General features: G+C 68.6%; 14 protein-coding genes and 1 pseudogene. 6 read left to right on the forward strand and 9 right to left on the reverse strand.

Annotated features, from left to right (window positions below; translation table 11 throughout):
• From HC022_RS11370 to HC022_RS11385, 4 genes are all read left to right on the forward strand, one after another.
• The coding region (locus HC022_RS11370) for a CerR family C-terminal domain-containing protein (RefSeq protein WP_167452497.1) at window positions 1-325 on the forward strand (325 nt) is incomplete at its 5' end.
• Window positions 322-1,275 carry an HlyD family secretion protein gene (locus HC022_RS11375; RefSeq protein ID WP_167452498.1) on the forward strand — a complete coding sequence of 318 codons (954 nt, stop codon included), beginning with the start codon at window positions 322-324 and terminating at the stop codon, window positions 1,273-1,275. The genes HC022_RS11370 and HC022_RS11375, both read left to right, overlap by 4 nt.
• Entirely contained in the window at window positions 1,272-2,195 is a 924-nt protein-coding gene (locus HC022_RS11380; protein ID WP_167452499.1) for an ABC transporter ATP-binding protein, read from the forward strand. Before HC022_RS11375 ends, HC022_RS11380 begins: the two co-directional genes overlap by 4 nt.
• Window positions 2,192-3,316: an ABC transporter permease gene (locus HC022_RS11385; RefSeq protein WP_008885494.1), complete on the forward strand. Its 1,125-nt coding sequence runs from the start codon at window positions 2,192-2,194 to the stop codon at window positions 3,314-3,316. Before HC022_RS11380 ends, HC022_RS11385 begins: the two co-directional genes overlap by 4 nt.
• A gap of 3 nt (window positions 3,317-3,319) precedes the next feature.
• Here the strand turns inward: HC022_RS11385 and ruvB are convergent, their stop codons facing one another.
• Genes ruvB through ruvC form a run of 3 tightly spaced genes read right to left on the reverse strand, consistent with a single transcriptional unit; the run spans window position 3,320 to window position 5,513 of the window.
• On the reverse strand, window positions 3,320-4,345 hold the full coding sequence (ruvB, locus tag HC022_RS11390; protein WP_167452500.1) for a Holliday junction branch migration DNA helicase RuvB: 1,026 nt from the start codon (window positions 4,343-4,345) through the stop codon (window positions 3,320-3,322).
• An 11-nt stretch (window positions 4,346-4,356) separates the two neighbouring features.
• Window positions 4,357-5,028, reverse strand: a complete 672-nt coding sequence (gene ruvA / locus HC022_RS11395; RefSeq protein WP_167452501.1) for a Holliday junction branch migration protein RuvA — start codon at window positions 5,026-5,028, stop codon at window positions 4,357-4,359.
• Window positions 5,025-5,513 (reverse strand): crossover junction endodeoxyribonuclease RuvC, encoded by a 489-nt coding sequence (gene ruvC, locus HC022_RS11400; protein WP_008885118.1) that lies wholly within the window; start codon window positions 5,511-5,513, stop codon window positions 5,025-5,027. Before ruvC ends, ruvA begins: the two co-directional genes overlap by 4 nt.
• Before the next feature lie 330 nt (window positions 5,514-5,843).
• Here ruvC and HC022_RS11405 point away from each other — a divergent pair, with 330 nt between their 5' ends.
• Window positions 5,844-6,131 carry a DUF1127 domain-containing protein gene (locus HC022_RS11405; RefSeq protein WP_008885377.1) on the forward strand — a complete coding sequence of 96 codons (288 nt, stop codon included), beginning with the start codon at window positions 5,844-5,846 and terminating at the stop codon, window positions 6,129-6,131.
• A gap of 134 nt (window positions 6,132-6,265) precedes the next feature.
• Here the strand turns inward: HC022_RS11405 and HC022_RS11410 are convergent, their stop codons facing one another.
• From HC022_RS11410 to HC022_RS11425, 4 genes are all read right to left on the reverse strand, one after another.
• Entirely contained in the window at window positions 6,266-6,610 is a 345-nt protein-coding gene (locus HC022_RS11410; protein WP_167452502.1) for a hypothetical protein, read from the reverse strand.
• A 105-nt stretch (window positions 6,611-6,715) separates the two neighbouring features.
• Window positions 6,716-7,591: a 50S ribosomal protein L11 methyltransferase gene (locus HC022_RS11415; RefSeq protein ID WP_167452503.1), complete on the reverse strand. Its 876-nt coding sequence runs from the start codon at window positions 7,589-7,591 to the stop codon at window positions 6,716-6,718.
• Between the two features lie 194 nt (window positions 7,592-7,785).
• Window positions 7,786-9,018 carry an MFS transporter gene (locus HC022_RS11420; protein WP_167452504.1) on the reverse strand — a complete coding sequence of 411 codons (1,233 nt, stop codon included), beginning with the start codon at window positions 9,016-9,018 and terminating at the stop codon, window positions 7,786-7,788.
• A 129-nt stretch (window positions 9,019-9,147) separates the two neighbouring features.
• Complete coding sequence (locus tag HC022_RS11425) at window positions 9,148-9,540, reverse strand: cupin domain-containing protein (RefSeq protein ID WP_167452505.1); 393 nt, start codon at window positions 9,538-9,540, stop codon at window positions 9,148-9,150.
• Between the two features lie 146 nt (window positions 9,541-9,686).
• Between HC022_RS11425 and HC022_RS11430 the strand changes: the two genes are divergently transcribed.
• A complete protein-coding gene (locus HC022_RS11430; protein WP_167452506.1) occupies window positions 9,687-10,748 on the forward strand; it encodes a YeeE/YedE family protein in 1,062 nt (353 codons plus the stop codon).
• Window positions 10,749-10,755: 7 nt separating this feature from the next.
• Here HC022_RS11430 and HC022_RS11435 read toward each other — a convergent pair whose 3' ends face one another.
• Together HC022_RS11435 and HC022_RS11440 are read right to left on the reverse strand one after the other, a co-directional pair.
• Window positions 10,756-11,517, reverse strand: a complete 762-nt coding sequence (locus HC022_RS11435) for an ABC transporter permease (RefSeq protein ID WP_008885920.1) — start codon at window positions 11,515-11,517, stop codon at window positions 10,756-10,758.
• Window positions 11,514-11,811 (reverse strand): annotated as a pseudogene (locus HC022_RS11440) (multidrug ABC transporter ATP-binding protein); the annotation flags it as partial. The pseudogene HC022_RS11440 and the gene HC022_RS11435, both read right to left, overlap by 4 nt.

The raw sequence follows: 11,811 nt of genomic DNA on the forward strand, positions 1-11,811 counted from the left end.
CGCGGCGCGCAGCATGGTGGGCTTTCTCGTGCGCGAGATGAACTCCTCGGAAACCACGGCGCAGCTTTTGCACGACCACATCGTCGCGCCCAAGCATCGCGAGCTCTGCCAGCTCTGGTCGATCGCCACGGGGCAGCCCGCCGGGGCGGACGAGGTGAAGCTCGCGGTCTTCGCCATGGTGGGGCAGGCGCTGTATTTCCGCGTCGGCCAGCCGGTGGTGCGCCGGATCATGGACTGGGAGAGCGTCGGCGATGTCGAGACCGACCTCATTGCCGAAGCGCTGGTGGCGCAGATGCGCACCGCCATCGAAAGGAGCCGGAGATGACCGGGTTTCTCTGTGTGCTGCCCTTTGCGGCGACACTCTTCTCCGCCTGCGCCGAGCCGGGGCCGCTGGCCACGGGCTATGTCGAGGGTGACTTCACCCTGATCGCCCCCGTCGCCACGTCGCAGGTGCGCAGCATCGCGGTGGCGAGCGGCGACACCGTGGCCGAGGGCGCGCCGCTGGTGGCGATGGAGCGACGCGACGCCGAGATCGCGCTGGCGCAGACCGAGGCGGCGCTGGCCGAGGCCGGCAGTCGTCTCATGGACCTGCAGGAGGGCAAGCGCCCGGCAGAGATCCAGGCCATCGAGGCCACGCTCGCCTCGGCCCGGGCCCAGTCCGAGGACGCCGCCCGCACCGAGCAGCGCATGGTCAGCCTTGCCTCGCGCGGGGCGGTGACCGAGAGCCAGCGCGACGACGCGGTGACCGCCGCCAAGGTCGCCGATGCGCAGGTGGCCCAGATCGAGGCCGAGCTCGCAGTGGCGCGCCTGCCCGCCCGCGCCCACGAGATCGCCGCCGCCGAGGCCGCGCTTGAGGGCGCGCAGGCGGCCCGGGACAAGGCGGCCTGGGATCTCGACCAGCGTTCGCTGACCGCACCCGCGCCGGGCCGGATCTTCGATGTCATCCGCCGCGAGGGCGAGATCGCGGGCCCCTCGGCGCCGGTGCTCTCGATGCTGGCCGAGGGCGGGGTGAAGCTGCGGCTCTACGTGCCCGAGACCGAGTTCGCCCATGTCGCGGTGGGCACGCTGCTGGCGGTGAATTGCGACGGCTGCGCCGGGGGCCAGACCGCGCGGGTGACCTACATCTCGGACGCGGCGGAGTTCACGCCGCCGGTGATCTACTCGCTCGAGAACCGCCAGAAGCTGGTCTACCTGATCGAGGCCCGGCCCGAGGGGGACAGCACGCTGAAGCCCGGTCAGATCGTCGACGTGAGACTGGCGGGAGACGGCCAGTGAGCACCCCCGCCATCGAGGTTTCGGAGCTGACCAAGCGCTTCGGCGAGCGGACCGTGGTGGACCGGGTGTCGCTGAGCGTGGCGAAGGGCGAGATCGCGGGTTTCCTCGGACCCAACGGCTCGGGCAAGACCACGACCATCCGGCTGATGTGCGGGCTTCTGCAGCCCGACGGCGGCTCGGGGCGGGTGCTGGGCCACGACATCCTCACCGAGCGCGGCGCGATCAAGCGCGAGGTCGGCTACATGACGCAGAAGTTCTCGTTCTACGAGGACCTGACGATCGAGGAGAACCTGAGCTTCGTCGCCGGGCTCTACCAGATGCGGCGCAGGCGCGAGGTGGTGCGGGACACGCTCAAGGATCTCGGGCTCTGGACCCGGCGCGGGCAGCTCGCGGGCTCGCTCTCGGGCGGGTGGAAGCAGCGGCTGGCGCTGGCCGCCTGCGTGATGCACAAGCCGCAACTGCTGATGCTCGACGAGCCCACGGCGGGCGTGGATCCCAAGGCGCGGCGCGATTTCTGGGACGAGATCCACCGGCTGGCCGCCGATGGACTCACGGTTCTCGTCTCGACCCACTACATGGACGAAGCCGAGCGCTGCCACCGGATCAACTACATATCCTATGGCACGCTGGTGGCGCAGGGCACGGTCGAGGAGGTGGTGCGCGATGCCGGGCTGACCACGGTGGTGGTGACCGGCGAGGCGACGTCCGAGGCGGCGAACAAGCTGCGCGGGGCCGAGGGCGTCGACCAGATCGCGCCCTTCGGCAACACGCTGCACGTGGTCGGGCGCGACGGCGAGGCGCTGCGCCGCACCGTCGCGCGGGTGGCCGCCGAGACCGGCACGCAGGTCGCCGACGCCGAGACCAGCCTCGAGGACGTGTTCATCCAGCTCATGGGCGATGCCCGGGACAACATGTCATGAGCCGCTGGCTCTCTTTCGCGCGGCTCTGGGCGCTGCTGGTCAAGGAGACCATCCAGATGCGCCGCGACCGGGTGACCTTCGCGATGATGATCGGCATCCCGCTGGTGCAGCTCATGCTCTTCGGCTTTGCCATCAACACCGATCCCAAGGAGCTGCCGGCCGCCCTCGTCGCCCCTACGCAGGACCGCTTCACCCGCGCCATGGTCGGCGCGCTCGAACTCACCGGCTACTACCGCTTCGTCGCCCCCGACGCGACCGCGGCGGAGGCCGAGGAGATGATCTCGCGCGGGGACGTGGTTTTCGTGGTGACGGTGCCGTCGGATTTCGGCAAGCGGGTTGAGAAGGGCGATGCGCCGACCATCCTGATCGAGGCCGACGCCACCGACCCCTCGGCGGCCTCGGGCGCGATCTCGACGCTGGGCACCGTGGCGCAGCAGGCGCTTCAGCGCGAGACCGGGAACACGTCCGCCGATCCCGCCGCGCTCTCGGTCGTGGTCCACAAGCGCTACAACCCCGAGGGCGTGACCCAGTACAACATCGTGCCGGGGTTGCTGGGGGTGATCCTGCAGCTCACCATGGTGATGATGACCGCCATGGCGCTGACCCGCGAGATCGAGCGGGGCACGATGGAGAACCTGCTCTCAATGCCCGCCACGCCGCTCGAGATCATGCTGGGCAAGGTGGTGCCTTATCTGGGCGTGGGCGCGGTGCAGGTCGTGGTGGTGCTGGCGGCGGCGCGGATGATCTTTGCCGTGCCGATGATGGGGAGCCTGTCGGTGATCCTGCTCGGGATCTTCGTCTTCGTGCTGGCGCTGGTGATCCTCGGCTACCTGATCTCGACCGTGGCGCGCACCCAGATGCAGGCGATGCAGCTCACCTTCTTCTTCTTTCTGCCGTCGCTGATGCTCTCGGGCTTCATGTTCCCCTACCGCGGGATGCCCGGCTGGGCGCAGGCGCTGGGCGAGATCTTCCCGCTCACCCATTTCCTGCGGCTGATCCGCTCGGTGATGCTCAAGGGCGCGGACGTGCACACGGTCGCGCAGTCGCTGCTGGCACTGACCGTCTTCGTGCTGATGCTGTCGCTGGCGGCGCTGATGCGGTTCCGGCGGACGCTCGACTGAGGCTCAGTCGAAAAGCGTCGCCTGCCCGGGGGCCTTGGGCGCGGGCATCCCGAGGTGATCCCACGCCCGCTGCGCCAGCATCCGCCCGCGCGGGGTGCGCTGGATGAGGCCCTGCTGCAGAAGGTAGGGCTCGATCACCTCCTCGATGGCGTCGCGGCTCTCGGAGAGCGCGGCCGAGATGGTCTCGATCCCCACCGGCCCGCCGGCGTAATGCTCGGCGATAAGCCTCAGGTAGCGCCGGTCGGCGCCGTCGAGGCCCATGCCGTCGACGCCCAGCCGGGTCAGCGCGCCATCGGCAAGCTGTTGCGTCACCACGCCATTGCCTTCGACCACGGCAAAGTCGACGACCCGGCGCAGCAGGCGCCCGGCGATCCGTGGTGTCCCGCGCGCCCGGCGGGCGATCTCGCGCGCGCCGGCAGGCTCGGCGCGCACGCCCAGCTTCTCGGCGTTGCGGGTGACGATGCTGTTGAGCTCGTCCACCGTGTAGAACTGCAGCCGCGTCGGGATGCCGAAGCGGTCGCGCAGCGGCGTCGTCAGCAGGCCGAGCCGGGTGGTGGCACCGACCAGCGTGAAGGGCTGCAGCTCGATGCGCACGGTGCGGGCGGCGGGGCCCTCGCCGATCACCAGGTCGAGCTCGTAATCCTCCATCGCCGGGTAGAGCACCTCTTCCACCGCCGGGTTCAGGCGGTGGATCTCGTCGATGAAGAGCACGTCGCGGGTTTCGAGGTTGGTCAGGATCGCGGCGAGATCGCCGGCCTTGGCCAGCACCGGCCCCGAGGTCATGCGGAAGTTGACGCCCAGCTCGCGCGCCATGATCTGCGCCAGCGTCGTCTTGCCGAGGCCCGGCGGGCCGTGGAACAGCGTGTGGTCCATCGCCTCGCCGCGCGAGCGGGCGGACTGGATGAAGACCCGGAGGTTGGCGCGCGCCTCGGCCTGTCCGACGAAATCGTCGAGCATCTGCGGGCGCAGGGCACGGCCCTCGTCCTCGGGCAGGCGCTGCGGGCGCAGGGTCGGGTCGGGTTCGGTCATGGCTTACAGCGTCATCCCTTGGGGGCCAGCAGGCGCAGCGCCGCGCGGATCAGTTCGGCGGTCGTGGCCGTGGGGGCCTCTCCCGCGGCCTGCGCCACGGCGGCGGCGGCCTCTCCGGGGGCATAGCCGAGATTGGAGAGCGCCGAAAGCGCCTCGGACTGCGCGGGGGCCGAGGTCGGCGCTGCCTGGGCAGGGGCGGGTGCAGGGGCCGAGGGGATGGGGGCGTCGTCGATCACTTCGGGCCCGGCGCTGGCGAGGGTGCCCGCGCCCATGGCCATGACCATCGGGGCCTTGTCCTTGAGCTCGTTGACCACGCGCAGGCCGGTCTTGGGACCGATGCCGCGCGCCGCCTTGATGGCATTGGCATCGCCAAGCGCGATGGCCCGGCTCACGCCGTCGGGGCCGAGCGTGCCGAGGATCGCGAGCGAGGCCTTGGCGCCCACGCCCTGCACCGTCATCAGCAGGCGGAACCATTCCTTCTCGACCAGCGTCGGGAAACCGTAGAGCTGCAGCAGGTCCTCGCGCACACGCCCGTCGGTGTAGAGCGACGCCGCCTCGCCCGGGCGCGCCAGCGAGGCCAGCACCCGATCCGAGCAGTAGACGATGTAGCCGACCCCGCGCACGTCGATGAGCACGTGGTCCTCGCCCTTGTATTCGATGCGTCCTGCAATGCGTCCGATCATGCCCGGATCCTCAGCTCTCGTCCGCCCAAGTGGCGGGAATGACAGATGGCGATGGCCAGCGCGTCGGCGGCGTCGGGACCGACGATCTGGACGCCGGGAAGCTGCATCTTCACCATGTGATCCACCTGCCGCTTGTCCGCGTGTCCGACGCCCACCACGGTCTTCTTGACCGAGTTGGGCGCGTATTCTCCGACCTCGAGCCCGAACTGTGCCGGCACCAGCAGCGCGATGCCGCGCGCCTGGCCAAGCTTCAGCGTGCCCGCCGCGTCCTTGTTCACGAAGGTCTGTTCCACCGCGGCGACGTCGGGCGCGTACTGACGCAGCACCTCGGTCAGCTGGCGGTGGATCGACAGCAGGCGCACCGCAAGCTCGCCGGTTCCCGATTCGCAGACACCGTTCGCGACATGCCGCAAACGGCTGCCCTCGGCCTCGATGATTCCCCATCCGAGGCGCCTCAGGCCCGGATCGATGCCCAGAACCCTCATGCCTGCCCACCTTTTTTGGTTGTTGTTGCAGGTGGAGTAGCACGAAACGCGAACATCCGCCAAGGGCGAAGCGAGGGCTGCGTGAGGGGCGGTCATGCTGCAGTGCCGCATCCGATGGCAGCGGAGCCAGTTTGCGACATCGAATTGTATATTCGCGACTCAATTCCGCCCATGAATTAAGCGCAGTTAGCGAGCGTCATCCCAAGTTCCAAGCTATTCGAAAACTGCATACGGACCATGCAGGAATGCGCGTTGTGGATACGCATTCCTGCCACTAATTCCGCATAGAAATCAGGCACTCTGAAAACTCCAAGACAAGGATTCTGACCTATGTCGGCAATTGACACTTCCCGCACGCACGATGGTGCTGCCGGCCTCGCCGGTCGCATCGGGTCCGTTTTCGTCACCGGCTTCGGCGCCGCTCCCGAGCAAAGCGCCTCGGCTTCGGTCGTCATCGCATCGAGCATCAGCCGCTTCGTCTCGAACGTCGCCGACGCGATCATCGACTGGAACGACGCCCGCGTGACCCGCAAGAGCCTCCAGGCGCTTACCGACCGCGAACTCGACGATATCGGTCTGACTCGTGGCGACATCGAGCTCGTCGTTCGCGGCCGCTGATCCCTCGCGCCCCCGACCGACCTGACACAAGGCCGCGGCTTCCTGGTGGAAGACGCGGCCTTGATCATTTTCGGGGGGCGGACAGGGCGGGACCTTGGGGGGGAGCGTCTGTCAACGCCCAGGTGTGACGGGGATCAGGACAGGATTCCGAGGAATTGCGCGGCGATCCAGCGGCTTGCCGGGTCCGCGCCCATCAGCCACGATCCCGCCTGTTCGAGCAGGCTTCCGCCGCCGAGATGGGCGACGTGGGTGGCGTAGTCCGCCGGGCCGAGGCTGGCCAGAAGATACCCCTTGAACGCGACGAAGCCGGTAACGGCAAGCGCCAGCCCCTTGAGAGGCAGCGCCCGCACGCGTCGGACCGGCTTGTGTTCGATGGTGCCGTTGGGGTTCAGCCTTGTGATGTAGCCTTCCGCGAGCCGGCGATGCTTGGCCGTCACGGCGCGGTGACGCCTCTCGAACTCACGGATACCCTTGTCCATGGCAGCCTCGTCGCAATCGGCCCCCACCGATTGCTTTTGGATATGCGTAGAAATTGCGGCAAATTTGAGGCGATTGCCTTGAGTTTTCCCCAAATAGGGCGGTTCTCAAGCGCCTTTGCGGAGCGTCAGCGTCACCCAGTCGCCAATCTCTTCGCGGTGCACGAGATTGATGCCGTTCTGGAGATAAACCTCGACCACCTCGTCGGCCTGCCGGGTCAGGATGCCCGACAGAATTGCGTAGCCGCCGTCGCCCAGATGCGACGCCATGTGCGGCGCGAGGTCGATGAGCGGCTGCTTGAGGATGTTGGCGAAGACCAGATCGAAGGGCGCGCGGGCGGCGAGCTCGGGGTTGTCGAAGCCGGCGGCCTCGACGCAGGTGACCTTGCCCTCGAGCGCGTTGGCGCGGACGTTGGCCTCGGCCACCTCGACCGCGACCTCGTCGATGTCCGAGGCGATCACCGGGTCCGGCCAGATGCGGGCGGCGCCCATGGCGAGCACCGCGGTGCCGCAGCCGATGTCGGCAACGCTGCGCCCGGTGAAGCCACCGGTGGCGAGACGGTCGAGCGCCCGCAGGCAGCCGAGCGTGGTGCCGTGGTGGCCGGTGCCGAAGGCCATGGCGGCCTCGATCAGCAGCGGCTTGGCGCCCTCGGGGATCTTGTCGGCGTCATGGCTGCCGTAGACGAAGAAGCGCCCGGCCTCGACCGGGGTCAGCTCGCGCCGGACCTTGTCGACCCAGTCCTGGTCGGGGACCTCGGAAACGACGAAGGGCTTGGCGTCATAGGCGGCGGCGAGCAGCGCAAGCTCGATGTCGTCGGGGGCCTCGGTGAAGTAGCCGCCGACCTCCCAAGTGCCGGAGCCGTCCTCAATTTCGAAGACGCCGACGCCGGTGGGCGTGGGCTCGAGATCCTCCATCGCCTCGCCGAGCGTGTCGGCGGCGTCCTTGTCGGAGAGCTTGGTGAAGGCGGTCCAGGTCCTGGGCATGACGGCAATCCTTGGTGGCTTGGGCGCCGGATAGCGCGTTTGCCGGAACTTTGGAAGGGGCGGAGCGCGCCGTGGGGGCGCTGCCCCCGTCCGCTGGCGCGGACTCCCCCGGGATATTTGGAGCCATTGGAAACCCGGGCGCGGTGCGGGCCCGGTCATCCGTCTTCGATCGCTGTGGTGCGAGGCGCCGGCGGTCACTCCGCCGGGGCGGGGAGGGCGGTGGTGAAGACCGTCTCGTGGCCGGGCACCGGGTGGCGCGGGATCAGCAGCGCGAGGCTGAGCGAGATCAGCGCCATGCAGGCGGCGAGGCCGAAGACCGCGCCCGGCGAGACCATCCAGAGATAGCCCAGCAGGAACGGCAGGAAGACCGCGGCGATGTGGTTGATGGTGAAGGCCACGGCGGCGGTGGGTGCGATGTCGGCGGGGTCGGCGATCTTCTGGAAATAGGTCTTCAGCGCCAGCGCGAGGCCGAAGAAGATGTGGTCGATGACGTAGAGCACCGCCGCCAGCACCACGCCCCAGCCGAACCAGTAGAGCCCGCCGTAGCAGAGGAAGACCAGCGTCAGCCCGGTGTATTCGAAGATCAGCACCCGGCGCTCGCCGAAGCGGTGTACCGCCTTGCCGAGGAGCGGGGCAGCCACGAGGTTGACCATCAGGTTGATGAGGTAGAGCCCGGTGACCTCGTGCACGGCGAAGCCGAAGCGTTCGACCATCATGAAGCCCGCGAAGACCACGAAGATCTGCCGCCGCGCGCCGGACATGAACTGCAGCGCGTAGTAGAGCCAGTAGCGCCGGCGCAGCACGAAGCTCTTGCGCTGGGGCGTCGGGCTTTCGAACTGCGGGAAGGCGATGGCGCACCATGCGACGAGCACCAGCGTGATGCCGCCCGAGGCGAGGTAGACGGTGTTGTAGGAGAGCTCGAACGCCTCCCATGTCATCACGATCAGCACGTAGGCCACGAAGGTGGCGCCGCTTGCCGCCGCCAGCAGCCAGCCCAGCATCTGGGGGGCGCGCTCCTTCGGCAGCCATTGCAGCTGCAGGCTCTGGTTCACGGTCTCGTCGTAGTGAAAGCCGCTTGAGCTGAGCATGGTGATGATCAGGATGCCCGCCATCGACGGGAACCAGGCGGTGACGGCGGTGGCGGCGCCGAGCAGCGCCAGCGCCGAGAGCGCCAGCACCTGTTCGCGCATCACCAGGAGCACGAGGATGACCCCGATGGCGAGGAAGCCCGGGATCTCGCGCACGCTGTGCAGCCAGCCGATGTCGGAGCCGTCGAAATCGGCGGCATCGATGACGAAGTTGTTCAGCAGGGCCGACCATGTGGCGAAGCTGAGGGGCATGGCCACGGCCATGAGGAAGAGCAGCGTCACGGGCCGTTGCCACCAGGGCAGGGCACCCGCGTCGGCGAGGGGCACGGTACGGTTCATGGGATCCGCTCTAGCCGTTCTGCACGTATTTGGCGAGCGCAACCTGTCTGCGCCGATGCACAGGTCTCACGCCTTTGTTGCGGAGGAAAAGCGGCACTCGACGTCGGCGAAGCTGTCGCGGGGGAAGACCTAGAGGAAGCGCAGGCCGCCGGGTCCGGCGACGGTGCCGTGCTCGGCGTCCTCGGGGACGTCGAGCGCGACCTCGGGGCCGGGCGGGTGCGGCACGCCGTCGATGGTCACGACGCCGCCGCCGGAGAGGCCGAAGCAGATCTTCTCGTGCCCGTGGCGGCGGGGCGGGAGGGTGCCGAAGGGGGCGAAATCGGCGATGCCCGGCACCATGCCGCGGGTCGGCCTGCGGTCGCCCGAGAACAGGGTCCGCCAGCGCTCCGTGCCGAAGGCCGGATCCCCGCCCCCTTCGAGCGGCGCCTCCCGCGCGTTGGCGGCCACCGCCAGCGTCATCAGTGCGGCGATCTTGGGCAGGATGGCGACGTCAATCCCGGGCTCGGCCATGGGATCTTTCATGAGGGCGCTATCGCGGCTTGGTGCCAGCGCGCGACGGAATGCGAGGACGATGTCGCGAACTGGCGGCACATGATCTGAATCATGGGAATCATATTCGAATGCGGGCATTCGTCTTCCATGCAGCCGGGCCGAGAGGAGGACGCAGCATGGATCTCGTCGCATTGGTCGACAGATTGGGAGAGGCGCCGACCGCCGCCCTTTTCGGAGTGCTCACCGGCGTCGTCTTCGGCGTCGCCGCGCAGCGCTCGCGGTTCTGCCTGCGGGCCGCGGTGGTCGAGTTCGCACGGGGAGAGATGCGCGACAAGGTGTCGGTCTGGCTGCTGACCTTCTCGACGGCGTTGGTCTGGGTGCAGGGCGCGCAGCTGCTGGGGGTCTTCGATGCCTCGAACGCGCGGATGATGGCGGTGCCGGGAAGCTGGTCGGGGGCCATCGTCGGCGGGCTGATGTTCGGCGCGGGCATGGTGCTGGCCAACGGCTGTTCGGGGCGGCTGCTGGTGATGGCGGCGACCGGGAACCTGCGGTCGGTGATCTCGGGGCTGATCTTCGCGGTGGTGGCGCAGATGAGCCTCGCGGGGGTGCTGTCGCCGCTGCGAGACCGGATCGCGGCGCTCTGGGTGACCTCGGGCGGGCGCAACATGGACCTGCTGGCGGCGGCGCATTTGCCGCGCGGGGCGGGGCTGGTGATCGGGCTCGCCATCGCGCTGGTGGCGCTCGAGCTGTCGCGGCGCAACCGCATCGGGGTGCGCCGGCTGGTCTTCGCCTCGGGCGTGGGTTTTGCGGTGGCGCTGGGCTGGGTGCTGACCTACGCGCTGGCCAACGTGGCCTTCGAGCCGGTGCAGATCGAGAGCGCGACCTTCACCGGACCCTCGGCGCACACGCTGATGTTCTTCCTCGACCGCGACGCGGTGCTGGAATTCGACGTGGGGCTGGTGCCGGGGGTCTTCCTTGGCGCCTTTCTCGCTGCCGCCTGGTCGCGCGAGCTGAAGGTGCAGGGCTTCGACGGCCCAACGCCGCTGCGCAACGCCATGATCGGCGCCGCGCTGATGGGCTTCGGCGGCATGCTGGCCGGGGGCTGCGCCATCGGCGCGGGCGTCACCGGCGGCTCGATCTTCGTGGGCACTGCGTGGCTGGCGCTGTTCTGCATGTGGGTCGGCGGCATGACCACCGACGTGCTGATGGGCGGGCGACGGCAGGGTGCCATCGCCTGAGGCCCGCTCAGGACCGCAGGCGCCAGCCGCTGCGGAAGATCCACCAGATCACGCCCACGCAGAGCGCGGTGAAGGCGCCGATGGCCATGAGGCTCAGCCCCACGGGCACGTCCGCAAGTCCGAAGAACGACCAGCGGAAGCCCGAGATCAGGTAGACCACCGGGTTGAACAGCGTGATCGTCTGCCACACCGGCGGCAGCATCGAGATCGAGTAGAACGAGCCGCCGAGGAACACCAGCGGCGTGACCACCAGCAGCGGCACCAGTTGCAGCTGCTCGAAGTTCCCCGCCCAGAGCCCGAGGATGAAGCCCAGCAGCGCGAAGCTGAGGCAGGTGAGCAGCAGGAAGGCCAGCATCGCCACCGGGTGCTGGATCTCGAGATCCACGAAGAAGGCCGAGGTGGCGAGAATGACGGTGCCGATGAACAGCGACTTGGTCGCCGCCGCGCCGACGTAGCCGATGGTGATCTCGATGAAGTTCAGCGGGGCCGACAGCAGCTCGTAGATGGTGCCGATGAACTTCGGGAAGTAGATCCCGAAGGAGGCGTTCGAGATCGCCTGCGTGATCACCGAGAGCATCACCAGCCCCGGGACGATGAAGGCGCCGTAGCTCACGCCCTCGACCTCGTCGATGCGGGCGCCAATGGCGGTGCCGAAGACCACGAAATAGAGCGAGGTCGAGATCACCGGCGAGATGAAGCTCTGCAGCAGGGTGCGGAAGAACCGCATCATCTCGAAGTGGTAGATTGCCCAGATGCCGCGCCAGTTCATGCCGCGTTCTCCTCCTGCTTGTGCACGAGCCCGACGAAGATGTCCTCGAGAGTGCTCTTGCGGGTGTCGACGTCGCGGACCCGGAGCCCGGCGGCGCTGAGTTCGGACATCAGATGGGCGAGGCCGGTGCGCTCGGCGGCGGTGTCGTAGTCGTAGACCAGCACGCGCCCGTCTTCTTCGAGCCGCAGGCTGCGGTCTTGCAGCGCGGCGGGGATGGACGCGACCGGCTCGTCCAGCTCGACCCGCAGCTCCTTGCGCCCGAGACGCTTCATCAGGCTGGCCTTTTCCTCGACG

Source organism: Salipiger sp. HF18 (genome assembly GCF_011806505.1).
Classification (GTDB): domain Bacteria; phylum Pseudomonadota; class Alphaproteobacteria; order Rhodobacterales; family Rhodobacteraceae; genus Salipiger; species Salipiger thiooxidans.